The sequence below is a fragment of the Bradyrhizobium sp. 2TAF36 genome (assembly GCF_052114925.1).
Classification (GTDB): domain Bacteria; phylum Pseudomonadota; class Alphaproteobacteria; order Rhizobiales; family Xanthobacteraceae; genus Bradyrhizobium; species Bradyrhizobium barranii.
This window is the reverse complement of record NZ_JBFRFR010000042.1, coordinates 15,864-41,693: the sequence shown is the minus strand read 5'-3', so window position 1 is coordinate 41,693 and position 25,830 is coordinate 15,864. Positions and strand designations below refer to the sequence as shown.

The window sequence follows — 25,830 nt, the reverse complement described above, 5'->3', positions numbered from 1 at the left end:
AGAATTTGCCATAGCCCGCACCACGCGCGAACGTCCGAATTACAACCTCCGGTTCCATCGACAAGCCACTTCCTTCCCAGCGGGAATTTCAAGTAAGCTCTCCGGTCAGGGACCGGAGCGACTGTGCAGGGTGCGCAACGCAACTCGCTGAGACTGTTGCAGTGGATGATGGCGGCATCCCTGGCGCTGCCGATTGCACTGTTCGTCTTCACCTCCGCGATCTCCTACACATCGACAAAGGACATCGCCGACCGCGAGATCGAGCGCACGCTCGATGTCGCCCATGAGCACGCGCTCAAGGTGTTCGAGACCATCGACCGCAGCTTGGCCGAGCTCAACGAGGTCGTGCGCGGCCTCCCCGACGAGGTCATCCGCTCGCGCGAACCGGCGCTGCACCGCCGCCTGAAACGACTGACCGATGCGCTGCCGCAGCTCAAATCGGCCTGGATCTTCGACGCGAACGGAAAATCGCTGGTCAACAGCCTCGCCTCGCCGCCGCAGGATCTGAGTTTTGCGGACCGCGATTACTTCTACGCCCATGTCGACCAGAACATTGGCACGTTCGTCGGCGCGGCCCTGACGCCGCGTCCGCCCTATCAGGGAGCACGCTTCTTCGGCATGAGCCGGCGCCGCGAAGCCGACGATGGCAGCTTCATCGGCGTCATCCAGGCCTCCGTCCTGCCGGAATATTTCGAGAGCTTTTATGCCAGGATCGGCTCCGATCCCGGCAGCTTCTTCGCCATGGGACGCACGGACGGCGTGGTGCTGACCCATTTTCCCCGGCTCGACCGCGACTTCCGGCTCGATCCGACCGGGCCGGTCGGGCAGCAGATCGCCGCTCACCCCGAGCACGGACTCATCACCATCGCCTGGCCCTCGGACGGAATCGAGCGGCGCGTCGGCTACAGGCGCGTCGCCGAATATCCGATCTATGTCAGCGCCGGGCTCGAGACCTCGGCGATCCGCGCGCGCTGGCTCGCCACCATGGGCCAGCATCTGGTGTTCGGCATTCCCGCGACGGCCCTGCTGTTTCTGCTGCTTGCGCTCGCGTTCCGGCGCACCCAGCATCTCCACGCCGAGGCCACGGCGCGACGCGAGGCCGAGGAGGCGCTCAAGCACAGCCAGCGGCTGGAAGCGCTCGGCCAGCTCACCGGTGGTGTCGCGCACGACTTCAACAATCTCCTCACCGTGATCCGCGCCTCGGTCGACCTGTTGAACCGGCCGCAGCTGAGCGAGGAGCGGCGGCAGCGCTACATCAATGCCATTGCGGACGCGGTCGCGCGCGCCGCCAAGCTGACCTCGCAGCTGCTGGCGTTCGCGCGGCGCCAGACCCTGAAACCGGAAGTGTTCGACGTCGGGGAGCGGATGCAGTCGCTGCACGACATGCTCGCCACGCTGCTCGGGCCGGCGATCGAGATCGGAATCCGGCTGCCGACCGAGCCCTGCCTCGTCAAGGCCGATGCCGGCCAGTTCGAGACGGCGCTGATCAACATGGCGACCAATGCGCGCGACGCCATGCAGGGCAAAGGCAGGATCACCTTCGCCGTGCAGGCGGCGGCGACCATACCCGATACATTGGTGCACGTTTCGGGCAGCCATGATCTTGCAGGCGGCGATGGTTTCGTCAGTGTCGCCGTCAGCGACACCGGCATCGGCATTCCCGCCGCACGATTGGGCCGCATCTTCGAGCCGTTCTTCACCACCAAGCAGGTCGGCCAGGGCACCGGCCTCGGCCTGTCGCAGGTGTTCGGCTTCGCCCGGCAATCCGGCGGCGAGGTGACCGTCGAGAGCGAGGTCGGCCAGGGCAGCACCTTCTCGCTCTATCTGCCGCGCGTGCCGGCAGACCTGCTGCCGCAGCGGCAGGCGCCCAACACCGCACCGGCAGTGGCCGGCAGCGGAATGTCGGTGCTGTTGGTCGAGGACAATATCGAGCTCGCCAATTTCGCGGCCGACGGCCTCACCGAGCTCGGTTACAGCATCACTTTGGTGGACAACGCCACCGACGCGCTTGCCGAGCTCACCGTGGACACAGATCGCTTCGACGTCGTGTTCTCCGACGTGGTGATGCCCGGGATGACCGGGCTCGATCTGGCGCAGGCGATCCGCGAGCGCGGCATCCGCGTGCCGATCGTGCTGACCACGGGCTACAGCCAGGCCCTGTCACAAGATGGCGCCGCCGGCTTCGATCTCGTGCAAAAGCCCTATTCGATCGAGGAATTGTCCCGGGTTCTCCATCGGGCCGCGAGGCTCCGGCCGGTCCGCGACGGCGCCGCCGAGTGAGGCTGGCACGGAACCAACGGGAACCGATTGATTTGGTTCGCGTTATCCGCTCATGCACAAGCCGGCCGCAAAGCGCGAACAGGGCAGGAAGCCCCCCATTGTCGAAATCAAGGGCGAGAACGGCGACGAGGTCACGCCGCCGCCGCCGGAGGTTATTGAGCCCGATCCTGCACTCTCGCCCGAAGAAGCCGAACAGGCTCGCAAGGACTATCTGCTGACGCGCTTCTGGATCAGCGCACGCGGCTTCTGGGGCCGCAACGGCGACCGGCTGGCGTGGCTCTACTCGATCGGCCTCGTCGTGCTGATCGTCCTCACTGTCGGCTTTCAATACGGCATCAACGTCTGGAATCGCGCGATCTTCGACGCCATCGAGAAGCGCGAGGCGAGCACCGTCTTCCATCTCACCGCGGTGTTCTTCCCGCTCGCGATCGGCAGCATCGTGCTCGGCGTCGCGCAGGTGTTGGCGCGGATGGGAATTCAGCGCCGCTGGCGCGCCTGGCTCACGGCAAGCGTGCTGACGCGCTGGCTGGCCAATGGGCGCTATTATCAGCTCAACCTGGTCGGCGGCGACCACAAGAACCCTGAATATCGCATCGCCGAGGATCTACGCGTGGCGACCGATTCCCCGGTCGATTTCCTCGCCGGCGTGACATCGGCGCTGTTGTCGGCGGTCACTTTCATCATCGTGCTCTGGACCATCGGCGGCGCGCTCACGGTTACGCTGGCAGGATCGACCATCACCATCCCTGGCTTCCTCGTCATCGCCGCGATCCTTTACGCCGCGATCGCCTCGGGTTCGATCCTGGTGATCGGCCGGCGCTTCGTGCAGGTCTCCGAGGACAAGAACCAGGCGGAGGCGGATTTCCGCTACACGCTGACGCGCGTGCGCGAGAACGGCGAGAGCATCGCGCTGCTCGGCGGCGAGGAGGAGGAGCGCGGCGGCATCGACCGCAATTTCACCAACGTGCTGCGGCAGTGGGCGCGCTTGGCCGGCCAGCACATGCGCACAACGCTGGTCTCCCAAGGCTCGAGCCTCGTTGCGCCCGTGGTCCCTCTCCTGCTCTGCGCGCCAAAATTCCTCGACGGCAGCATGACGCTCGGGCAGGTGATGCAGGCGGCCTCCGCCTTCACCATCGTGCAGAGCGCGTTCGGCTGGCTGGTCGACAATTATCCGCGGCTCGCCGACTGGAACGCATGCGCGCGTCGCATCGCCTCGCTGATGATGTCGCTCGACGGCCTCGAGCGCGCCGAGCAGGGCGACGGCCTCGGCCGCATCAAGCGCGGCGAGACCAGCAACGACGCCATGCTGGAGATGAAGGATCTCTCCGTCACGCTCGACGACGGCACGGCCGTGGTCGGCGAGACCGAGGTGGTGATCGAGCCGGGCGAGCGGCTGCTCGTCGCCGGTGAATCCGGCACCGGCAAGAGCACGCTGGTGCGCGCCATCGCGGGGCTCTGGCCATGGGGCGGCGGCAGCGTCAATTTCCATCCCGACCGGCGCCTGTTCATGCTGCCGCAGCGGCCTTACGTGCCGTCCGGCAGCCTGCGCCGCGCCGTCGCCTATCCCGGCGCCGAGGACGACTGGACCGTGGAGGAGATCGGCGAAGCCCTGCACAAGGTCGGCCTCGACCACCTCAAGGAGAAGATCGAGGAAGAGGGACCGTGGGACCAGACGCTGTCAGGCGGCGAGAAGCAGCGCCTCGCCTTCGCGCGGCTGCTGCTGCACAACCCCGACATCGTCGTGCTCGATGAAGCGACCTCCGCGCTCGACGAGAAGAGCCAGGACAAGATGATGCAGATGGTCACCGACGAGTTGCCGAAGGCGACCATCGTCAGCGTCGCCCATCGCGTCGAGCTGGAAGCCTTCCACAGCCGCAAGATCGTGCTGGAACGCCGCAAGGGCGGCGCAAAACTCGTCAGCGATATCGACCTGATCCCGCGCAAGGGCAAGCGCAGGCTGCTTGGGCGATTCCTGAGGCAGCGCAAGGCGGCGCCAAAGAAGGCGGCGTAAGGTCCGTAGCCCGGATGGAGCGAAGCGCAATCCGGGACGGTCCATCAGAGCGGCGAGAACCCCGGATTTCACTGCGCTCCATCCGGGCTACATTCTTTTCCCGCAACATTGGAGTCCTCATCAAAACCGGCTATGCATGCGCCGCTTGCAACGAGGACCACCTGCTTGACGCCCGACAACGCCCCTTCATCCGCGCCGTTTGGCGCGTTTGCGCCGAACGCGGCGCAGGCTGCGATCATCCGCCTTGCGCAACAGTCGGGGCTGAAGCGCGGTGCGTTCCGCCCGTGGATGTCGCGGCTGGTCAACCTGATGCGCGGCGGGCCGATCGATGTGCAGTACCAGGGCGCCTCGTTCCGCTTCTATCACCAGGGCAGCGCGACCGAGCGCGGCGCGATGTTCAATCCCGACTACAATCTCGACGAGCTCGACTTCCTGCGCCGGCACACCCCGGCAGGCGGCGTGTTCGTCGACGTCGGCGCCAATGTCGGCACCTTTGCCCTGGTGATGGCGCAGCAGGTCGGCGCCAATGGCAAGGTGGTCGCGATCGAACCGCATCCGATGACGTTTGGGCGGCTCTCGTTCAACCACGCCGCGTCGAAGACGACGCAGGTGCGCCTGGTGCAGGCTGCCGCCGGTGACAGCGACGGCGAGCTCTTGATCGAGAGCGGCGGCGGCAATCTCGGCGCCACGCACGTCGTCACCGGCACGGCCAGCGCGGAGGCCATCAAGGTGCCGTCGCTGCGGCTGACGCGCATTCTGGACGAGGCCGGCGTCGGCCAAGTCGATTCGCTCAAGATCGACGTCGAGGGCTTCGAGGACCGCGTGCTGATCGGCTTCTTCCGCGACGCGCCGCAATCGCTGTGGCCGCGCGCGGTGGTGATCGAGCATCTGTCACAAAACGAATGGCAGCAGGATTGTATCGCTGACATGGTCGCGCGCGGCTTTGCGATCGCGCGCAAGACGCGGAGCAATACGTTCCTGTCGCGCTAACCGTGAGCAAGGGAGATTTGCGATGATCGACCATTTGGGTTTTTCGGTCTCCGACTATGAGCGCGCGAAAGCGTTCTACGCCAAGGCGCTGGCACCGCTCGATTACAGCCTGATCATGGAGGTAACGGCGGAGCAGACCGGCCACGCCGCAGCCGCCGGCTTCGGCGACAACGGCAAGCCGGACCTCTGGTTCGGTGCGGAAGGCGCGATGAACAAGCCGGTGCATATCGCGATTCTCGCCAAGGATCGCGCCACGGTCGATGCCTTCTACAAGGCAGCGATTGCCGCCGGCGGCCGCGACAACGGCGCGCCCGGCATCCGCCCGCATTATCATGCGAACTATTACGGCGCGTTCGTGCTCGACCCTGACGGACACAACATCGAGGCTGTCTGCCACGCACCGGAATAGCGCGCGTTCAGGCACGACACGACAAGGAACATCGGCGCGGCATCATCGTTGTCATTCTCCAGACAACTGACCTCGATGATGTGATGCCGATCGAACCGCCCGACATTCCACCGTCGACGCCCGGCACGCCCACCGAGCCGCCGCCTGGAATTCCGCCGGGCAATCCGCAGCCTGAAATCGCGCCGCCGGTGCGCGAACCCGGCGAATCACCACGGCCCGACGAATTGCCGGGCCACGTGCCGGAAGAGATTCCATCGCGCGGACCGAACGGACCGCTCACGCCGAATCCCGCGACAGATGCAAGTTCGCTGCGCGATCACATGTGAGGCGAAGCATCACATGTGAGGCAATTGCAACCTGCGTCTGAATGCRCAATGAACGTCACCATAGTGAGGTGATTTGCGTGCAGAAATAAATCGGCCCGCGACCTCTTCGCCCGCCACATTCCGGCCTAACGCGTAGCTGTTCATCCCGACACTTCGTCAAAGAACCTTCCGGGGAAGTTCACCATCATGACCAACCTTCGTTTCGTGCTGCTTGCAACGACGGCTCTGACCGCGATGCAATTCGCAAGCTCCGCATCGCATGCGCAAAGCGCGCCGCCGCTCGTGGTCGCGCAAGCGCAGACACAACCACCAGAGACCGACAAATCGAAGCAGCCTCCGAAGGAAGCACCGAAGGGACCGCCGCCTGGCGCACGTCCTGCCGCACCACCTCCTCCGGGCGCGGCACCGCCCGCAGCTCCTGCGCGCCCCACGGCGCCGCCGCCCGCGGCTGCACCTCCGCATCCTCCCGCTCCGCCGCCGCCGGCCGCCGCGCCGTCGCGCCCGACTCCACCACCACCGCCTCCTCCGCCTGCGGCACGTCCGGCACCTCCGCCTCCGCCGCCACCCCCACCGCCGGCAGCTCCCAAGCAGCCGTCGCCGCCTCCAGCTGCGGCACCCCAGCAGCATGCGCCTGCGCCAACTCCGCCGCCCCCGGCCGCGCAGCCGCACACGCCGACACCGCCTCCCGCCGCAGCTCCGCCTGCCGCGCGTCCCGCTCCGACTCCGCCGGCAGCAGCAACGCCGCCCGCAGCAGCACCCGCACGTCCGGCGCCGGCACCTGCGGCTACGCCGTCGCCTTCACCGGCCGCGCCTGCGGCCCGCCCTGGCGCGGCTGCACCGACCGCCACGCCTGCTCCGACCGCCACGCCTGCTCCGACGGCGACACCTGCGCCGACGGCAACGCCGGCACCGGGCGCCACGCCCGGCGCACCGCCGACTGGGCGCCCGGGCACCCCGCCGCCCGGCGGACGTCCCGGCACGCCTCCGGCTGCAGGATCACCGACACCGGCCCCCGGTGCCGCGCCCGCTCCGACGGCCACACCGGCCCCAGGTGCTCCAACGCCGCCGCCCGGCCGTCCCGGCGCAGGACCGACGCCCGCCCCCGGCACAGCTCCGGCAGCGACGCCGACCCCTGGTCAACAGGGTGGAACACCTCCTGCTGGCGCGCCCGCAGCCGGAACTCCGGCTGCGCCGCCCCAGGCCGGCGGCCTCCCGCCGCGGCCCGCGGCGCCCGCCGGTGCCGCTGCGCCGAGCACAGTCCCGGGCTCAGCGGCCGCAACGCCGCCGCCCAACCGGGCGCAATTCGCTCCGCCGACAGTTACGCCTGCCTTCCAGGCAAGGCCGACAGTCGTCGCACCGCTGCCACCTCCGCCGCGCCCGCCGCAGCGTGACCTGACACCGCTCGCGATCGGTGCGGGCGTGGTGGCCGGTGTCGTGATCGGAGCCACCATTGCCGACCTGCACAACCAGCGACGCGAGGCCATCGAAGGCGGCCGCACCGTCTACACCGAACCGGATCGCATCATCATCCGCGATCCGGGCGGGCAGGCCTATGTCCGCGGCAACGACCTCTATCGCTTCCGCTATGGCGCCCGCGACATCCGCACCGACACCGTCGGCGGCGAAACCCGCACGGTCGTGATCCGTCCTGATGGCAGCGAGGTCATCACCGTGGTCGGTCCCGACGGTTCGTTGCTGCGGCGAATCCGCAGGGACCCCGGCGGGCGCGAGATCATCATCATCGACAACAGCTACCGCGATCCGCGGTCGGTCGGCGGCTTCTATGTCGATGCGCCGCCGCCGGTCGTGAACATTCCCTACGATCGCTACATCGTCGACGCCGAGGAAGCATCGCCGGACCTGATCTACCAGACCATGGAGGCACCGCCGGTACAGCGGATCGATCGGCGTTACACGCTCGACGAGATCCGCTACAGCCCCAATGTTCGCATGCAGATGCCGAGCATCGACGTCAACACGATCACCTTCGAGACGGGCTCGTGGACCATCCCGCCGGACCAGGCGGCCCGGCTGCAGGGGATCGCCGACGGTCTCAACCGTGCGATCCAGCGCAACCCGCGTGCGGTATTCCTGATCGAGGGACACACCGACGCGGTCGGCAACGAGGTCGACAATCTGTCATTGTCGGATCGCCGTGCGCAATCCGCGGCCGAATTGCTGACCCAGCAGTTCGGGGTGCCCGCGGAGAACCTGACCTCGCAGGGCTATGGCGAGCAGTATCTGAAGGAGCAGACGCAAGGACCGAGCCTGATCAACCGGCGCGTCACCGTCCGCAACATCACGCCGCTGCTCAACGGTGGCCAGGCCTCGCTGCCGCCGCCCCCGCCCGGCACCGCGCCGCCGCGCTGAGGCGAAGCACACATGCAAAATGGCCGGGAGCAATCCCGGCCATTTTTGTTTGGATCAGGCGCCCGCTGCCTGAAGCGGCACGCAGGCAGCGCAGATGGCTGCGGCATGCCTGTGATCGGTGCCGCAGCAGCCGCCGAGCAGTTGCATGCGCGGGAATGCCCGCCTGAGCGCCACATAACGGCGGCCAAGATCGGCGGGATCGCCGCTGTCGAGCACCTCGGACTCATCGAGCTCTGCATGACTCTTGGCCGACGCATTGGCCCTCACGCCATGAATCCGTTCGACCCATGGCTCGCCGGCTTGGAGGGCACTCTCGAAATGGGTCGGATGAGCGCAGTTGATCAGGAAATATTCGCAGGCGCTTTCCGTTGCACGATCGACGATTTCGATCGCCTCCCGCAGGGTCTCTCCCCTGACCAGGCAACCGTCAGTTTCGACCGTGAAGGAGATGGCAACCGGGATCGCGTGCATCTTTGCAGCACGCACCACGCCGATGGCTTCATTGACGCTGTTCAGCGTGAACGCGGTGACCATGTCGGCGCCGGCCTCGGCGAAGGAGGCGATCTGGGACGAATGATAGTCCATCGCCTCCGTCACATCCATGTTGCCGGCCTTGTAGCCGTCGCCCCGCGGACCGATCGCACCGTTGATCACACAGGGCAGGCCGGAGGTCTCCCATGTGCCGCGCAATTCCTCAAGAAAACGAATTGCCCGCATGTTGATCGCCGTGAGCGCGTCCATATCGTAGCCGAGCTTGACACCCCAATCAGGATTGGCGCGCCAGGTCGGACTATCGAGCACGAAGCCGAGTCCATGCTGCCGCGCGATCGCAAGATAGGCTTCGTAATACTGCCTCAGATGCGAGCGGCCGGCCTCGCTCTCGAGCAACACGAAGGCAGCGAAGTGAGGAAGCTCCAGACCTTTGTGAAAGATCAGGGTGGTCTCCATGCCGCCGTCGGTCAGGAAGATGCCGCCGCGGCGCTGAGGCAGATTGTCTCTGTACTTCGCCATTGGTCGCTCCGTCGCTGCGAGGCCCCACTCATTCGGTCGTTTCAACCTCCTTCCGGTCTCATGCGAGATGGTGCCGCATAATGTCGCGCGGTACGCGATTGCTCCTACTGCCCTGCGGCGAGTCCAAGCGCATCGACCATCACGCGAAACACCTCGGTGTTGTCCATCGAGCCGTGCACGCGCTCGCTGCCCGGCCCGGTCGCCGTCAGGATGACGTCCTCGCCCGAATGCACGCTGGCGCCGATCATTGCCGACAGATTGCCCGGGCGCAGCACTGCGCCGGGGACGTCCTTGTATTTGTCGTTGGCCTTGAAGGTCCCGTCGTCACCGGCCTTGACGGTCGGCTCGTTGGGATTGTCGAGCTTCGGGCGGAACGTCTCGTAGTGATCGGGCAGGCTGGCCGAGAAGATGGCGAGCCGGCGGCTCACATCGACGCGTGACGGATAACCCTCGGCATCCGGCGCCGGATAATTGGGAAATCCGGCCTGCTCGTAGACGCCGACGCGCTCGCGCAGCGGCACATTGGGCGTGGTGCCCATGTCGTCATTCACCGTGCCGACAAGGCTGTTGGGATGATTGTGGTCCGCCAGGACCAGGATGAGGGTGTCGTCGCCGCGCGCCCGTGCCCATTCGCGCGTCTGGCGCACCGCATTGTCGAGCATGATCGTGTCGTAGACCGCCCGCTCCATGTCGAGCAGATGCGCATATTTGTCGATCAGTCCGGATTCGACCATCAGGAAGAAGCCGGTCTCGCTCTTGGAGAGGATGTTCAGCGCCGCCTGCACCTGCTCGGTTAAATCAGGCTGCTCGGGAAATTTCTTCACGCCGCCGCCTTTGAGGAATTTGCGGTCGAGCACGCCATCCATGTTGCCGGTCGCGAACAGGCCGAGCAGCTTGCTTGTCTCCGGCTTTGCGGCAGAAGCGCCGAGCTCGCTCGCAGTCGTCGCGACCTGATAGCCTGCGTCGCRGAACTTCGCGATGTAGTCGGCTTCGTCCTTGCGTTTGGAGCCGGCCGCGGATTTCGGCAGAAAATTCGCGCTGCCGCCGCCCATCAGCACATCCGGCTTCGCCGCGAAGAACTGCTCGACGATCTCGTCATAGGCGGCGCGCCGGCGGGTGTGCGCAACCATCGCGGCCGGCGTCGCGTCTTCGATCTCGGTGTTGGTGACGACACCGATCGCCATGCCATGCCGCCGCCTGGCGAGGCTGGTGATGGTTTCAACGCGAGGATCGTCGAACGGGCTTGCGGTGCGGTCCGCGTAAACACCCAGGGCGTTGACGGCGCTCTTGTGGCCGGTCGCATAGGCGCTGGCCGAGTTCGCGGAGTCCGTAATGATCGAGTCCGAGCCCGCGGTCGCCACCAGCGCCATGTGGGGCATGTCGTCGATCGCGAGCTTGCCGCGACTCTTGCCTTCTGCAATCCCCTTCGACAGGATTCGGGCCGCGACCCGATGCGCCGGCGACATGCCATCGCCGATGAACAGGATGACGTTCTTCGCCTTGCGGGGACCCGTGTCGTAAACCGTCCATGCGATGCTGCGCTGCTGCGTGCCATCGCTGACATCCACCGTGACGGTGCCGGGTTTGGCCAGCGTGACGTCGCGCAAAATCAGCGCCGACTGGTCCTTGCCGTCCTCGCGATCGATGAAGGTCCCGCTACGTCCGAACGCGGCAGCATAGTCCGCGCCGTTCACGGTCACCTTCAGCCTGGCCGGATCGACCGGCCCGGGAAACTCGACCTTGAAGTCGAACCGGGCGCCAGCCAGGATCTCGGCACGATCGATCGGATAGATCGTCTGCGCCGACAGCGACGTTGTCCAACAGAGGACGATGAGTGAGGCGAGTGCCGATCCCTTGACCATGCGCGATGCTCCGCAATCCGTTCCCAACAGGAACGGAAAGCTAGCGATCGAGAATGACACCGTCATTAAGTCGCGCGTCGCCCGGTCGGGCGACAAAAGGCCTCAGCCCAAAAAGGCCTCAGCTCTTGTCGTTCTCCAGCCGGAAGATCTGCGAGCCTTCGCTGCCCGACAGCAGGCCGGTATCCGTGTAGAGCTTCAGCTTGGTACGGGTGTCCGCGATGTCGAGATTGCGCATGGTGAGCTGGCCGATGCGGTCGGCCGGCGTGAATGCTGCGTCTTCCACCTTCTCCATGCTGAGCCGCTCCGGCGCATAGGTGAGGTTCGGGCTCTCGGTGTTGAGGATCGAATAGTCGTTGCCGCGGCGCAGCTCCAGCGTCACCTCGCCGGTCACGGCGCGCGCGACCCAGCGCTGCGCGGTCTCGCGCAGCATCAGCGCCTGCGAATCGAACCAGCGGCCCTGATAGAGCAGGCGGCCGAGGCGCATGCCGCTGATGCGGTACTGCTCGATGGTGTCCTCGTTGTGGATGCCGGTGACGAGGCGCTCATAGGCGATGTGCAGTAGCGCCATGCCGGGCGCCTCGTAGATGCCGCGGCTCTTCGCCTCGATGATGCGGTTCTYGATCTGGTCGCTCATGCCGAGGCCGTGACGGCCGCCGATCGCATTGGCCTCGAGGAACAGGGCGACGGGATCGCTGAAGGTCTGGCCGTTCAGCGCCGTGGGCTGGCCTTCCTCGAAACGCACGACGACCTTCTCGGCCTTGACGTTGCAGTCGTCACGCCAGAACGGCACGCCCATGATGGGGTTGACGATCTTGATGCCGCTGTCGAGGCTCTCGAGATCTTTGGCCTCATGCGTGGCGCCGAGCAGATTGCTGTCGGTCGAGTACGCCTTCTCCGCGCTCATCTTGTAGGCAAAGCCCTGCGCGGTCATGAACGCCGACATTTCGGCGCGGCCGCCGAGCTCGTCGATGAACTGCTGGTCGAGCCAGGGTTTGTAGATGCGCAAGGATGGATTGGTCAGCAGGCCGTAGCGATAGAAACGCTCGATGTCGTTGCCCTTGAAGGTCGAGCCGTCGCCCCAGATGTTGACGCCGTCTTCCTTCATCGCCGCGACCAGCATCGTGCCGGTGACGGCGCGCCCGAGCGGCGTGGTGTTGAAATAGGTGATGCCGCCGGTCGAGATGTGGAAGGCGCCCGACTGGATCGCGGCGATGCCTTCGTGGACCAGCTGCGTGCGGCAGTCGACGAGCACGGCCTTCTCGGCGCCGAACGCCTCGGCCTTGCGCGGGATCTCGTTGTAGTCGGCTTCATCGGGCTGGCCGAGATTGGCCGTGTAGGCGTAGCAGCGCGCGCCCTTCTGCTTCATCCAGAGCAGCGCCGCGCTGGTATCGAGACCGCCCGAAAAAGCGATGCCGACTTTCTCACCCTTGGGCAGGCTTTTCAGGATCGTGGTCATGGGGCTTCCAATCGGGTCTCAAGGGGCTGATGGCGTTTGTGGGTTGACCGCGCGAATATCAAATTTCGCACGCCTCGGCACGCATTTAATGGCTCAAATCGACGGCTCGGGGCCTGTCTTGCGGCCGAACAGGCGCTGGCGGAGCCGGTAGGCGGGCATGTTCAGCCGGGTCAGGGCGGCATCGACCGCCTCGTCCGAGAACCGAGTCCGCGGCCAGCGGTAAATCAGCGCGTAGGCGAACCAGATCACGACGAAGGTGACGAGGCCGGCGATCGAGACGTCCGTGAAGAAGTGGCCGCCGAAGGCCATCCGCAGCCCGCTGGTGACCATGCCGAACACAACCGCACCGGCATAGGCGAGCGGCCGCCATGCCGGCGGCGCCAGCGCAGCCGGCGCCAGCGTCCAGAACGCGGTCGCGCCCTCGCCCGAGAAGAACGAGCAGTTGCGCGCGCAATCGCCGCGCGGATCCCACCACGGCACGAATTGCTGGTCGCCGGCAAACTCAGTCACCACCACCGGACGCGGCCGTCCCCAATAGGTCTTGAAGGTGAGATTGGTGAGGATGCCTGCCGACATGATGATGGTGACCAGCAGGAATACGATCGCGCGCCCCGATACCATCAGCGGCCGGTCGGGTCGGATCATCTTGACCACAAGCGCGACCAGCGGCGGCAGCACGAATGCCCAGGCGACCCACATGGCGGCGTCGCGCGCGACGCCCGCCCACTCATTCAGCTTGAGCGGAAACGTCTTCGTCTCGGGGTCGAAGAACAGTGCGGCGAGCTTGAGATCGAGCTCGGGATAGAGGCCGAAAACGACGCCGATCACGAGCCACAGCGCCAGGGCGATGAAGAGTCCAGTCCGGTTCATGGCGCGCGGTTTAGCGGAGTGGGGAGGAGATGAAAACCCCGGAAGCGGCGCGACTCATCGCGCATCCGGCCGCGAATTCGACGGCAGCGGCGGAGGCGGCTTGTGCGGGGGCGGCGGATTGCGCCAGGCGCCGGCGTTGCGGCCGGCAATCAGCCAGTAAACCACGCCTGAGACGATGCCCGCGCCCGTCATGATCTCCAGATGCCGCCGCACGATGCCTTCGAACTGGAGCGTATCGGAATGAAAGGGAATGAGGCCGAGATAGCAGGCTAGGCCAACTACGCCGCCACCCACGGCATAAGCGAGCGCGCTGCGGATATAGAGCGCTTCGGTGATCGCGACGATCACCGCCGCCGGAACCAGCGCAAAGCCGGAGACGAAGATGAAGCCGAAGCCGAGCAGAATGTCGATCGCACCCTGGTCGACCGGACCGGCGCCGAGATCGGCAAACTCCGGAAACAACAGCGCGACGACCACGATCATCCCGCCGACGAAACAGGCGGCAAGAAAGCCGATGAAGATGACGATGAGGCGGCCGATCAGGGACATGACGGGAAAGCTCACCTCGCCGTCATTGCGAGGAGCCACCCGGTCCCGCCTTCGGCGGGCCGGATGACAGGCTCCACGACGAAGCAATCCAGACTGTCTCCGCGGAGGGAATCTGGATTGCTTCGCTGCGCTCGCAATGACGGGGATGCGAGAACGCGGGCACGCATCCTCAATCCGTCATCGCCATGGCGCGCAGCGCCTGACGTTCGCGGGCCGAGAGCTTCTCGGTCTCCGACTTGAGCTGGCCGCAGGCGGCGAGGATGTCGCGGCCGCGCGGGGTGCGCACCGGCGAGGAATAGCCGGCGTTGAAGATGTATTCGGAGAATTTCTCGATCTGGTCCCAGTCCGAGCATTCATAGGCCGTGCCGGGCCAGGGATTGAACGGGATCAGATTGATCTTGGCGTGAATGCCCTTGAGCAGCTTCACCAGCAGTTTCGCATCGTCGAGCGAATCGTTGACGCCCTTGAGCATCACATATTCGAAGGTGATGCGGCGCGCGTTGGAGGCGCCGGGATAGTCGCGGCAAGCCTGCAATAGCTCCTTGATCGGATATTTGCGGTTGAGCGGCACGAGCTCGTTGCGCAGCTCGTCGCGCACCGCATGCAGCGAGATCGCGAGCATCACGCCGATCTCGTCGCCCGCGCGCACGATGTTCGGCACAACGCCCGACGTCGACAGCGTGATGCGACGGCGGGAGATGCCGATGCCTTCATTGTCGCCGACGATGAGCAGCGCGTCGCGCACCGCGTCGAAATTGTAGAGCGGCTCGCCCATGCCCATCATCACGATGTTGGTGACGCGGCGCGTGCCGTCCTCGCGATCGGCCCAGTCATTGAGGCGGTCGCGCGCAACCATCACCTGTCCGACGATCTCGCCGGCGGTGAGATTGCGCACCAGCCGCTGCGTGCCGGTGTGACAGAAGGAGCAGTTCAGCGTGCAGCCGACCTGGGAGGAGACGCAAAGCGTGCCGCGATCGGTCTCGGGGATGTAGACGCACTCGACTTCATGCGCGCGCTCGACGTTGTCGCCGCTCGGCAGCCGCAGCAGCCATTTGCGGGTGCCGTCGTTGGAGATCTGCTCGGCCACGACTTCGGGACGGTCGACCGTAAAATGCTGCGCGAGCTCGGCGCGAATGCCCTTCGAGATCGACGTCATATCGTCGAAGCTTTGGGCGCCGCGGAAATAGAGCCAGTGCCACAGCTGCTGGACGCGCATCTTGCGCTGCGCGGGCGCGACGCCGATCTCGCCGAGGCGGTCGGCAAGCTCGCTGCGCGACAGGCCGATCAGCGAGGGCCTGGCCGGCGGCACATAGGTTTCGAGCGGAGTCTTCTCCACCAGGATTGCGTTGTGCGGCTCGGTCGTCGGTTGCATTGGTTGCCTGATATCTCTCGTCATGGCCGGGCTTGTCCCGGGCATCCACGTTCTATTCCGCCCGTTGCTAGCGCGTGGATGGCCGGGACATCTGGTGCGAAGACGCGCTTCGCGCTTTAGCCCGGCCGTGACGGCTACACCTTTGGGATACCCTTATATAGCAACCGGAACCGCCGATTGCGACCGTGATGCCGCCCTCAGGCTTAACGCCGGCAGTCCGCAGTCCTACCGCCTGCAATCCTGGGCGATCCGGTCGAGCGCCTGGGCGAGGCCCTTCAGCGAAAACGTATCGGTCGTCTCCGTTCCCTTGGCCGAGACACCCTTGACCACGAGATCGGCGGATTTGCGCATGGCCTCGACCATCCGCTCTTCCTCGGCCGCGTTCTTGATCCAGAGGCCGTCGCCCTGCGTGTACATCGCGAAAGCGGCGCCGCCGACCTCGACCGAGGATTCCGAGCCCGGCTTCAGCGCATAGCCGATCATGACAGAGACTTCGTTGTTCACCTTTTCCGCCGGCCGGGTCGAAACGAAGGCATAGGCGGGATCGCGCGGGCGGTTCGGCGGGTTGGTCTTCGACGACGACGGCTTGGCCAGCGCGAAGCAGACCTTCTTGCCGTTGGGCGTGGCCGAATAGGCGCCCCAGGTGCCGAACTGGCCGATCAGGGTCGGCTCCGCACCGCCCGCAACCGCCGTGGCTGGAGCCACCGGCTTGCTCTCGGGCTTTGCTGCGGTCTTTGGGGCTGTATTGGCCGCCGGTGCAGCCGCCTTTGGCGCGGCTTTGGGCGCCGGTTGCGCCGTCTGCGCCCGCGCGGAATCGGTGATTCCCACGGCCATAACGCCCGTCATCAAGGCTAAAATCAGCACCCGCCACATGCTGGAGTGGTTCCCTCAATATTGTGACTGGAAGATGGCCCGGCCGCGCTTTGTCCCCCGGCAGGGATAACCGGGAAAGTCCAATTTGGGAAGGCAGTTAGCGGCTTAGCCTTTGGATCGCGCAGCCCGCTGCTCGGCCCATTGGGCGTCGGTCCAGCGCAACAAATCCTCGGCGCCGGAGCTGCGCAAATGGGCGCCACCGTCGATCACGACCATCTCGCCATTGATGTAACCGGCACGGTCCGAGACCAGGAAGCTGGCGAGGTCGGCGAGTTCACTGTGCTCGCCGGTACGCCCCATCGGGTTCCGGGCGGTCCAGCCTTCGTCGCGGCCCTCAGGACGGAGCTGCCCCGAGGCGCCCGCGGTCGGGAACGGGCCCGGGGCGATCGCGACGGTGCGGATGCCCTTCGGGCCCCACTCGACCGCGAGACTCCTGGTCATCGCCAGCACCGCCGACTTCGCCATCGCCGAGGGAACCGTGAAGGCGCGGCCGGTGATGGTGGAGGTCGAGAGGATCGAGAGCACGACACCGCCATGCTTGCCGTCGATCCAGCGCTTGCCGGCGGCGAGCGTGCAATACATCGCGCCATGCAGCGTCGGTGCGAGGATCGCGTCCGCGGCGCGAAACGACAGATGCTCGCTCTGCGCGATGAAGGTTGCGGCAGCGTTGTTGACGAGAATGTCGAGCGGCGCCTCGCGCCAGATCGCGTCCATCATATCGTCGACGGCGCCACCGTCACGGATGTCGCAGGCGATCGTGATGACCTTGCCGCCGGTCTGCGCGCGCATCTCGCTCGCCGTTGCTTCCAGCCGGTCGAGCTTGCGACCACAGATTACGAGCTCGGCGCCGAGCGCGAGAAAGCGGTGTCCCATAGCGGCGCCGAGGCCGGAGCCGCCGCCGGTGACGAGGATGCGCTTGTCCCTGAGCAGACCTGTTTCAAACATCGTTTGAATCCTCTTTTTTTCTTCTTGCTTCGTCATTGCGAGCGCAGCGAAGCAATCCAGACTATTTCCGCAGGACGGATTCTGGATTGCTTCGCTGCGCTCGCAATGACGCGAGGATAGGCCTGCGCATCCTCTTGCGCAAAGAAACCGGATTGTCGGACCGCACTAAATCCGGCAGAAACGGACCAACTATAATTCCGCCTCGAAACGCCCAGTATTCTCAAGAAGGTGCCGCCATGAAAGCCATCCTCTGCTCGCAATATTGCCAGCCCGACGATCTCGTGCTTGCCGACGTGCCGGATCCGGTGGCAGCTCCCGGCGAAGCTGTGATCGCGATCAAGGCGGCGGCGCTGAACTTCTTCGACATCCTGATGATTCAGGGCAAGTACCAGATCAAGCCGCCGTTCCCGTTCTCGCCCGCCGCCGAAGTCGCCGGCGTGATCGAGAGCATCGGTCCCGGCGTGACTGATCTGAAGGTCGGCGATCGCGTCGTCGCGTCTTGCGGCCACAACGGCGCGCGCGAAAAGATCGCGCTGCCGGSGGCATCGATCGTGAAGATTCCCGACAATCTCGACTATGACCGCGCGGCCGGCATCATCATCATCTACGGCACCGCGCTGCATGCGCTGGAAGACCGCGCGAGCCCGAAGCCGGGCGAGACGCTCGCGGTGCTGGGCGCGGCCGGCGGCACCGGCTTGGCCGCCTGCGAGCTCGGCAAGCTGATGGGCCTGAAGGTGATCGCCTGCGCCTCGTCGGACGAGAAGCTTGAATTCGCGAAAGCGCATGGCGCCGAGCTGACGCTCAACTACGGCAAGGAAGATCTGAAAGAAGGCCTGCGCAAACTCACCGGCGGCAAGGGCGTCGACATCATCTTCGATCCGGTTGGTGGCGCCTATGCCGAGCAGGCACTGCGCTCGATCGCCTGGGAAGGCCGCTTCCTGGTGATCGGCTTTGCCGCCGGCGACATTCCGAAGATGCCGCTGAACCTCGCGCTGCTGAAGGGCTGCGACATCCGCGGCGTGTTCTGGGGCGCGTGGACCCGACTCAACCCGGCCAAGAACCGCGCCAATCTCGAGAAGCTCGTGAAGTGGACCGCGGAAGGAAAGATTTCCTCGCATGTCGACCGCACCTTCCCGCTGGCACAAACCGCCGACGCACTGAAGGTTCTGGCGGGACGCCAGGCCATGGGCAAGGTGATCCTGCATCCGTGATGGTGTGAGCCGCAGCGCTTGCCTGCCACACGCACTCGCCACATATGCGACCGTCGTCGCCCGCCTTCTGCGCAATTGCGTACTGAGGCGGGCGGTCCAGATTTCAGAGACGCCAGAGATTTCAGCCGAGACGCCGCGGCCCACTGGATGCCCCGGGGTCAAAGCCAGCGGAGTCTAGGAAAACCTTCCTCAACCATCACCGCCAAAATCGTGGTGCATTCCTCCGCTCCGCCTCAATCAAACCCAAATATTTCCTAATTCGCGCAAACCGTCGTCGTTTTTTGGGCTGATTCCAACTGCGTTTTACCGGTTCCATTTGCGGGACACTTTGGACAAAAGCAAGAAGACTTAAGCCGAATTGCCCCTGCGTTGCGTTAGTAATGGGGAGCATGACCATGGAGACGACGGCACATCGCCCGTCGAAGGAGTCGAAGGCGTTCGACTCCGATCGAGCCACATCACATCCGCCGACCGCGTCCTTTATCCGTGCGCGCGCCGCGCGGGCCGATCTTTCGCAGGACGATCCAATTCCACTCTTCCTGTCCGATCCGCTCGGTGCGCCGGACCCAGGCGAATATGCGCCCATTGAGGTGCGCTCCAGAATTGTCCCGCGCGTTCTCGCGGCCGTTCTGACGGCATCCACCCTGGCAATTCTGGTCACACTGTATCAGTCCGACTTTCGCGGCCTCTTCCCCGCCAATGCCGTTAGCTGGATGGGCATCGCGCCGGAGCAAGCCATGGCGTCGGCCAACACGCCGGCCATGACGCAGAGCTCGCTGAAGGATTCGGACCGCGCGACCAACACGACGCTGGCGAGCGCCGACACGCAGGTTCTCCCTGCACCGTCAACGCCGAGCCGCGAAGCGATCGCGACCGCCTATCAGACGGCGCTGCAAGCCCAGGCACCCATATCTGCGCCCGCACCCGTCGCGGCGCCGCCGGCGCCCACTCCGCCCGCCAAGACGCTAGCCAAGACGCTCGATGCCGACACGCTGGCCGGGCTGATGACACGCGCGAAGAGCCTGTTGAGGATCGGCGATATTGTTGCAGCCCGCCTGCTGCTCGAGCGCGCGGCCAATGCACAGGATGCAACGGCCGCGTTTCTGCTGGCGCAGACCTATGACCCGGCCGTGCTGGGCACCAGCGACGCGCGGAGCATCGCCGGCGACGCGACCGTCGCGCGTGACTGGTACCAGAAGGCCGCGGCACTCGGATCGGCGGAGGCGCGGCAGCGCCTCGCTCAGCTTCAGAACTAGAACTTTTCAGAGGGTATCATGCGTAACGCTTTGGGAATGGCGGTTGCCGCCATCATGACGATTTGCGCCTTCGCGGCACGCGCCGAGCAGACCGAGTACGATCCGGCCAAGGTCTCGGACGGCCTGAAGGCCATCTTCCAGTTCGGCTCGACCTCGACCAAGCAGTCGCTGAACGCCAATACGGTCACGCTGATCACCGGCACGATCGGCGGCACCTACGTGCAGTTCGGCGCCGACCTCGCCTCCGTGCTCGACGACGGCAACAAGATCCGCGTGCTACCGATCGTCGGCCGCGGCTCGGTGCAGAGCGTCGCCGACATTCTGTTCCTGCAAGGCGTCGATCTCGGCATCGTGCGGGCGGACACGCTCGACTATCTCGAGCGCAAGGGCTTTGCCAAGGACATCAAGAAGCAGTTCACCTATGTGACCAAGCTCTACAATGAAGAGATGCAGGTGATCGCGCCGAAATCGGTCGCGACGCTGAAGGATCTCGAGGGCAAGAAGGTCAGCGTCGATCTGCCCAATGGCGGGACCTTCGTCACCGCGCYGACGGTGTTCGAACGGCTCGGGATCAAGGCGAACTTCGTCTATGTCGAGCAGCGCATCGCGATGGAGAAGCTGAAAGCCGGCGAGATCGACGCCGTCATCGTGGTCGGCGGCAAGCCGTACAAGTCAGTGTCGACCTTCAGCAATGACGGCCGCTTCCACCTCGCGGGGGTCGACTATGCAAAGCCGCTCCAGAGCGACTATCTGCCGGCGACGCTGACCGCCAAAGACTATCCGAACCTGATCAAGGAAGGCGAGAACGTGGACACCATCGCGGTGCCGGCGGTGCTCGCGGCCTACAACTGGGCGCCCAACACCGACCGTTACCGTAAGCTTGCGCTGTTCGTGGATGCGTTCTTCACGAAATTCCCGACCCTGCAGAACCCGCCTTTCCATCCCAAGTGGAAGGAAGTCTCGCTCCCGGCACCTCTGACGGGCTGGAACAGATTGCCGGTGGCGCAGCAATGGCTCGACAAGCACGGCGTCGAACCGGTGACCCGGGAGCGCTTCGAGGCGTTCCTCAAGCAGAACCCCGCGGCCCAGAAGGTGTCCGACGCAGACAGGGAAGCGCTGTTCAAGCAATTCCAGGCGTGGGACGCGGGGAACGCGCGGGCGGAGAAGAAGTAACGAGCGGCATTGCGGCCGATGGTGTCGCAAGCGGCACTCACACACTCGCTGTCATCGCCCGGCTTGACCGGGCGATCCAGTACTCCGTGACGTCAGTGATTGAATCGAGAGGCCGCGGGGTACTGGATTCCCCGCCTGCCGCCTACGCTAAAGCTTCGGCTGCCCTGGACCGCAACCCCGGCGAAGCCTTGGCGTAGCCGGGTCGCGGGGAATGACAGCGGTGGACGTGGCCACGGCGTGTCGCCAACAACGCCTACTGCGCCGCCTCCGCACCATCCACCCCGCGCTTCAGCACGGCGCGGGCGGCTTCGCGGTGCTCCGTCGTGATGTGGCTGGCGACCATGCGGATGGCGGTGGCGAGCACGGCGGCGTCATCGGTGAAGCCGAGGATCGGCATCACGTCGGGGACGAAATCGAACGGCATGATAAAATAGGCGATCGCTCCGAGCAGCGACGCCTGGACATGGCGCGGCGTCTGCCGGTCAAACGCACAGTAATAAGCCGCGAGCAGGTCTTCCGCGAACGGCAATTGCACGGCGACACGCTTCAGCTTGCGCCAGAAACGGCGGCGCACGCTCTCATGATCCTCCGCGAGCCGATCGGCCGGCTCGAAGCCGACGCTGTGTTCGGCAGCCATGTTCGACAAACTCCCCGTTCAGCCAGGGGCGGCAGATGGCCGCATCTCCTGCTGATCACAACATGGGGATGCAGCCGATCCTCGCAAGGTGTCAGGTGGCTGTCAGCTTGGCGATCGTGTTCATCGTCCTGGCGAGCTCGATGTCGAGCTTGGTGACGCCGCCGGCGTCATGGGTCGACAGCACCACCTCCACCGTCTTGTAGACGTTGCGCCATTCGGGGTGGTGATCCATTTTCTCGGCAACCAGCGCCGCGCGGGTCATGAACCCGAACGCCTCGTTGAAATCCTTGAAGACAAAGGTCTTCCCGATGGCGTCGCGGCCCTGAACCTCGGTCCAGCCCGGTATGGCGCCCAGTGCCTGCTTGCGTGCTTCCGGCGTCAGCCGCTCTGCCATGATCGCCTCCATTTTCAGGGGAACTTTACCCTAACACCGTGCATATGGCCCCGGTTCAGACCGGATTTGGTCCATCCGCTAACCATGACGGAGATGTAACCCCGCAGGACAAGAAATTTGCTATGATTGCAGGTGTAAATCGCCGGCCAAGATGAAACTGAGCCTCAAGCGCCTGTTTGGGAGATCGATGACCGGGGGATTGGACCTGGCCGAAGCGCCCACCCCGCCTTCGCCGCGATCAGCGGCGCGGAAGACGGCGCTCGTGTCTCTGGCGCTGGTGCTTGCGATCATCGGCGCGCTCGTCGGCGGCTACTATTTCGCGATGCGGCCGGTGACGCTGAAGATCGCGGTCGGTCCGGCCAATAGCGACGACCTCAAGGTGGTGCAGGCGCTGACGCAGGCTTTCGCGCAACACAAAAGCTTTGTGCGGCTACGCCCGATCCAGACCGACGGTGCCACCGCCAGCGCCGATGCGCTCGCGGAAAACAAGGTCGATCTCGCCATCGTGCGCGGCGACGTCGACGTGCCGAAGAACGCGCAAGCCGTCGCGACCCTGCGTAAGAACGTCGTGGTGCTGTGGTCCGTGCCCGGCAAGGGCAAGAAGAAGGGCGCGAAGATCACCAAGATCGCGCAGCTCGCCGGCCATCGCGTCGGGGTGATCGGCCGAACCCAGGCCAACGTCAATTTGCTCAAGGTGATCCTCCAGCAATACGGCGTCGATCCCGCCAAGGTCGAGGTCATACAGTTCCCCGCCAATGAAGCCGCCGAGGCGATCAAGGCCCAGAAGGCCGATGCCTATCTCGCAGCCGGCCCCGTCAACAGCAAGATCACGTCGGATGCGATCGCGGCTTCCGCCAAGGACAGCGGCACGCCGACGTTCCTCGCGATCGATTCCGCGGACGCGATCGCGCAAAACCATCCCGTCTACGAAGCATCGGAGATTCCCGCCGGCACCTATGGCGGCTCGCCCGATCGCCCCGATGACGAGGTCAAGACCATCAGCTTCTCGCACCACATCGTGGCGCGCAAAGGTGTGTCCGATACCACCATCGCGGCGTTCACGCGCCAGCTCTTCGCCGTGCGCCAGCAACTGGTGGCGGAATTCCCGATGGCGGCGAAGATCGAGACGCCCGACACCGACAAGGATGCGGTGATCCCCGTGCATCCGGGCGCCGCCGCCTTCGTCGACGGCGAGGAAAAGACCTTCCTCGACAAATACAGCGATTACATCTGGTGGACGCTGATGGCGCTCTCGGCGATGGGCTCGATCGGCGCCTGGTTCGCGGGCTACCTCAAGAAGGACGAGCGCGACAACAACAGCCATTTGCGCGACCGCCTGTTCGACTTGATCGCGGCGGCGCGCAAGAGCGAGACGACCGACGAGCTCGACCAGATGCAAACCGAGGCTGACGAAATCCTGCGCGACACGCTGCGCTGCTTCGATCACGGCGCGATCGAAGAGGGCGGGCTCACCGCCATCAACATCGTGCTCGACCAGTTCCACGCCGCCGTCGCCGACCGCAAGGCCGTGCTGTTTGCCATGCCGCAAAGCCTGCAGCGCGCAGGCGCGCAATTCAGGGCCGCCGGCAACGCGTAAACGCCTGCCGCGTTATTGCTGCGTCATACTGTCTCAGTATAGCTTTCGCTGTCATTCCGGAGCGCCTGCAGCGCGAGTCCGGAATCTCGAGATTCCGGGTCCGGTCCTTCGGACCGTCCCGGAATGACGACGCGAGATGCGCACGAGACAAAAAGCGAAGCCGCCATGAACATCAAATTCTCCCGCCGCCGCTTCCTCACCACCAGCGCCGGCGCAGTCGGCGCGATCGCGATGCCCCATCTCTCGCGAGCGGCCGACCGGCCGGCGGTTACGCATGGCGTGCAGTCCGGCGACGTCACGGTCGACGGTGGCGTGGTCTGGGCGCGCACTGACCGGCCATCGCAGATGCTGGTCGAGGTGGCCACGACCGAGTCCTTCAGGGATGCCCGCGTGCTGCCGCCGATCGCGGCGCTGCCGGAGAGCGACTTCACCGCGAAGATGCTGATCGAGAACCTGCCGGGCGGACAGGACATCTTCTATCGCGTCCGCTTTCGCGATCTCTCGCATACAGCGATCGAGGGCGAGCCGGTGGTCGGCCGCTTCCGCACCGCGCCGGCCGATCGTCGCGACGTCAGCTTTGTCTGGGGCGGCGACGTCGCAGGGCAAGGCTGGGGCATCAATCCCGATGACGGCGGCATGTTCACCTTCTCCGCGATGCGCAAGCATCGCCCGGATTTCCTCCTGCATTCCGGCGACACGATCTATGCCGACGGCCCGATCGAATCCGAGGTGAAGCTCGCCGACGGCAAGATCTGGAAGAACGTCACCATCCCCGAGAAGGCCAAGGTCGCGGAGACGCTGGACGAGTACCGCGCCGCGCACAAATACAATCTCACCGACGACAACGTCCGCGCCTTCAATGCCGAAGTGCCGATCTTCGTGCAGTGGGACGACCATGAAGTGACCAACAACTGGTCGCTGTCGAAGGAGTTGCCGGCGTCCTACAAGGTGCGCGACATCTCCCTGCTGGCAGCCCGCGCCGGCCGCGCCTTTCACGAGATGTATCCGATGCGGGAGAGCATCGTTGAGCCGGGCCGCGTCTATCGCCAGATCTCCTACGGCCCGCATCTCGACGTGTTCGTGCTCGACGAGCGCAGCTATCGCGGCCCGAACGGCGCCAATCTCGAAACCGCTTACGGGCCCGCGAGCTATTTTCTCGGCCCGGACCAGATCGCCTGGCTCAAGCGCGGCCTTCTGAATTCGCGCGCGACCTGGAAGGTGATCGCCTCCGACATGCCTATCAGTCTCGTCGTGTCGGACACGCCGAAGGGCGGATCGGAAGCCATCGCGCAGGGCGACGGCCCGGTGCGCGGCCGTGAGTTCGAGATCGCCGACATCCTGCGCTTCATCAAGATGGCGCCGATCAGCAACACGGTGTGGCTGACCGCGGACGTGCACTACGCCGCCGCGCATTATTACGATCCGAACAAGGCGCAATTCCAGGAGTTCGAGCCGTTCTGGGAATTCGTCTCGGGCCCGCTGCATGCGGGCACCTTTGGTCCAAATGCGCTCGACAACACCTTTGGGCCCGAGGTGCGTTTCGTCAAGGCGCCGGGCAAGGACAACCAGAACCTGCCGCCGTCCGCGGGCATGCAGTTCTTCGGTCACGTCAAGATCGACGGCGCATCCGGCCAGATGACGGTGACCTTGCGCGACCGCGCCGACGTCGCGCTGTGGTCGACCACGCTCGATCCGAAATTGGCCTGAAGCCGGGAGAACGTCGACGGGCGATCAGGCGCCGCGCGAGCGCAGCGCGGCCTCCAGCGCTTCGCTCGARCACGGCTTTTGCAGCCGCGGCCGCGTCTTGAATTCGGGAGCGATCCGATCCTCGGCGCCGTAGCCCGTCACGAAGACGAAGGGAATTTGCGCCGCCGCCAGCCGGTCGGCGACAGCAAAGCTTTTCTCGCGGCCGAGTTCGACGTCGAGCAGAGCGAAATCCGGCGCGCGCGCTGCGATCGCCGCCAGCGCCTGCGCCACCGACCCCACGGTGCGCACGCTCCTCACGCCAAATCCGAGCAGGCGATCCTCGAAATCGATCGCAATGATCGGATCGTCTTCAACGATCAGAACATCGGCGGGCATGCCGGTCGAGCCGTCCGGGGTAGCAGGTATCATGATGGTGGATATCGAGGGCTGCATGTTCTTACCGATCGAGGACAGCCTCATCCCGACGCCTGCGCCCAGCGCATCGGAGGGTTCCCGGAACGAAACTCATCACAGAACAGTTTTGACGTCTGT

22 protein-coding genes are annotated in these 25,830 nt (G+C 65.3%); 11 read left to right on the top strand and 11 right to left on the bottom strand.

Annotated features, from left to right (window positions below):
- Positions 1–123 precede the first annotated feature (123 nt).
- From AB4Z51_RS23980 to AB4Z51_RS23955, 6 genes are all read left to right on the top strand, one after another.
- Complete coding sequence (locus AB4Z51_RS23980) at positions 124–2,280, top strand: ATP-binding protein (protein WP_441498114.1); 2,157 nt, start codon at positions 124–126, stop codon at positions 2,278–2,280.
- A 52-nt stretch (positions 2,281–2,332) separates the two neighbouring features.
- Positions 2,333–4,291 carry an ABC transporter ATP-binding protein/permease gene (locus AB4Z51_RS23975; protein WP_441498113.1) on the top strand — a complete coding sequence of 653 codons (1,959 nt, stop codon included), beginning with the start codon at positions 2,333–2,335 and terminating at the stop codon, positions 4,289–4,291.
- Positions 4,292–4,456: 165 nt separating this feature from the next.
- The gene (locus AB4Z51_RS23970; protein WP_441498112.1) at positions 4,457–5,281 is read left to right on the top strand and encodes an FkbM family methyltransferase; all 825 of its coding nucleotides are present in this window, start codon (positions 4,457–4,459) and stop codon (positions 5,279–5,281) included.
- Between the two features lie 22 nt (positions 5,282–5,303).
- Positions 5,304–5,690: a VOC family protein gene (locus AB4Z51_RS23965; protein ID WP_441498111.1), complete on the top strand. Its 387-nt coding sequence runs from the start codon at positions 5,304–5,306 to the stop codon at positions 5,688–5,690.
- Positions 5,691–5,773: 83 nt separating this feature from the next.
- Positions 5,774–6,016 carry a hypothetical protein gene (locus AB4Z51_RS23960; RefSeq protein WP_441498110.1) on the top strand — a complete coding sequence of 81 codons (243 nt, stop codon included), beginning with the start codon at positions 5,774–5,776 and terminating at the stop codon, positions 6,014–6,016.
- A gap of 186 nt (positions 6,017–6,202) precedes the next feature.
- On the top strand, positions 6,203–8,386 hold the full coding sequence (locus tag AB4Z51_RS23955) for an OmpA family protein (RefSeq protein WP_441498109.1): 2,184 nt from the start codon (positions 6,203–6,205) through the stop codon (positions 8,384–8,386).
- A 54-nt stretch (positions 8,387–8,440) separates the two neighbouring features.
- On the opposite strand, the gene AB4Z51_RS23950 is transcribed toward AB4Z51_RS23955, so the two are convergent.
- The 8 genes from AB4Z51_RS23950 to AB4Z51_RS23915 all read right to left on the bottom strand — a co-directional run bounded on the left by AB4Z51_RS23950 (position 8,441) and on the right by AB4Z51_RS23915 (position 17,324).
- A complete protein-coding gene (locus AB4Z51_RS23950) occupies positions 8,441–9,397 on the bottom strand; it encodes a homocysteine S-methyltransferase family protein (protein ID WP_441498108.1) in 957 nt (318 codons plus the stop codon).
- A 104-nt stretch (positions 9,398–9,501) separates the two neighbouring features.
- The gene (locus AB4Z51_RS23945; RefSeq protein ID WP_441498107.1) at positions 9,502–11,259 is read right to left on the bottom strand and encodes an alkaline phosphatase; all 1,758 of its coding nucleotides are present in this window, start codon (positions 11,257–11,259) and stop codon (positions 9,502–9,504) included.
- A 118-nt stretch (positions 11,260–11,377) separates the two neighbouring features.
- Complete coding sequence (gene argG, locus AB4Z51_RS23940; RefSeq protein WP_441498106.1) at positions 11,378–12,715, bottom strand: argininosuccinate synthase; 1,338 nt, start codon at positions 12,713–12,715, stop codon at positions 11,378–11,380.
- A gap of 93 nt (positions 12,716–12,808) precedes the next feature.
- Positions 12,809–13,585, bottom strand: a complete 777-nt coding sequence (locus AB4Z51_RS23935; protein WP_085402964.1) for a phosphatase PAP2 family protein — start codon at positions 13,583–13,585, stop codon at positions 12,809–12,811.
- A gap of 54 nt (positions 13,586–13,639) precedes the next feature.
- Positions 13,640–14,134 (bottom strand): hypothetical protein, encoded by a 495-nt coding sequence (locus AB4Z51_RS23930; RefSeq protein ID WP_063980357.1) that lies wholly within the window; start codon positions 14,132–14,134, stop codon positions 13,640–13,642.
- Between the two features lie 169 nt (positions 14,135–14,303).
- Entirely contained in the window at positions 14,304–15,506 is a 1,203-nt protein-coding gene (rlmN, locus tag AB4Z51_RS23925) for a 23S rRNA (adenine(2503)-C(2))-methyltransferase RlmN (protein WP_071908693.1), read from the bottom strand.
- Positions 15,507–15,731: 225 nt separating this feature from the next.
- Complete coding sequence (locus tag AB4Z51_RS23920; protein WP_085402968.1) at positions 15,732–16,379, bottom strand: invasion associated locus B family protein; 648 nt, start codon at positions 16,377–16,379, stop codon at positions 15,732–15,734.
- Between the two features lie 105 nt (positions 16,380–16,484).
- A complete protein-coding gene (locus AB4Z51_RS23915) occupies positions 16,485–17,324 on the bottom strand; it encodes an SDR family oxidoreductase (protein ID WP_441498105.1) in 840 nt (279 codons plus the stop codon).
- Between the two features lie 236 nt (positions 17,325–17,560).
- Between AB4Z51_RS23915 and AB4Z51_RS23910 the strand changes: the two genes are divergently transcribed.
- From AB4Z51_RS23910 to AB4Z51_RS23900, 3 genes are all read left to right on the top strand, one after another.
- On the top strand, positions 17,561–18,535 hold the full coding sequence (locus tag AB4Z51_RS23910) for an NADPH:quinone oxidoreductase family protein (protein ID WP_441498104.1): 975 nt from the start codon (positions 17,561–17,563) through the stop codon (positions 18,533–18,535).
- Positions 18,536–18,930: 395 nt separating this feature from the next.
- Positions 18,931–19,791, top strand: a complete 861-nt coding sequence (locus AB4Z51_RS23905; RefSeq protein WP_441498103.1) for a hypothetical protein — start codon at positions 18,931–18,933, stop codon at positions 19,789–19,791.
- An 18-nt stretch (positions 19,792–19,809) separates the two neighbouring features.
- Positions 19,810–20,964 (top strand): TAXI family TRAP transporter solute-binding subunit, encoded by a 1,155-nt coding sequence (locus tag AB4Z51_RS23900; RefSeq protein ID WP_441498102.1) that lies wholly within the window; start codon positions 19,810–19,812, stop codon positions 20,962–20,964.
- Positions 20,965–21,217: 253 nt separating this feature from the next.
- Here the strand turns inward: AB4Z51_RS23900 and AB4Z51_RS23895 are convergent, their stop codons facing one another.
- On the bottom strand, positions 21,218–21,601 hold the full coding sequence (locus AB4Z51_RS23895) for a YkvA family protein (protein WP_441498101.1): 384 nt from the start codon (positions 21,599–21,601) through the stop codon (positions 21,218–21,220).
- A 91-nt stretch (positions 21,602–21,692) separates the two neighbouring features.
- The gene (locus AB4Z51_RS23890) at positions 21,693–21,995 is read right to left on the bottom strand and encodes a 4a-hydroxytetrahydrobiopterin dehydratase (protein WP_028152804.1); all 303 of its coding nucleotides are present in this window, start codon (positions 21,993–21,995) and stop codon (positions 21,693–21,695) included.
- Positions 21,996–22,146: 151 nt separating this feature from the next.
- Here AB4Z51_RS23890 and AB4Z51_RS23885 point away from each other — a divergent pair, with 151 nt between their 5' ends.
- Both AB4Z51_RS23885 and AB4Z51_RS23880 read left to right on the top strand, forming a co-directional pair.
- A complete protein-coding gene (locus AB4Z51_RS23885) occupies positions 22,147–23,592 on the top strand; it encodes a TAXI family TRAP transporter solute-binding subunit (protein WP_085402976.1) in 1,446 nt (481 codons plus the stop codon).
- Positions 23,593–23,757: 165 nt separating this feature from the next.
- Positions 23,758–25,299 (top strand): alkaline phosphatase D family protein, encoded by a 1,542-nt coding sequence (locus AB4Z51_RS23880; protein ID WP_441498100.1) that lies wholly within the window; start codon positions 23,758–23,760, stop codon positions 25,297–25,299.
- 24 nt (positions 25,300–25,323) lie between these two features.
- On the opposite strand, the gene AB4Z51_RS23875 is transcribed toward AB4Z51_RS23880, so the two are convergent.
- Positions 25,324–25,758, bottom strand: a complete 435-nt coding sequence (locus AB4Z51_RS23875) for a response regulator (RefSeq protein WP_441498099.1) — start codon at positions 25,756–25,758, stop codon at positions 25,324–25,326.
- Positions 25,759–25,830: the final 72 nt, after the last annotated feature.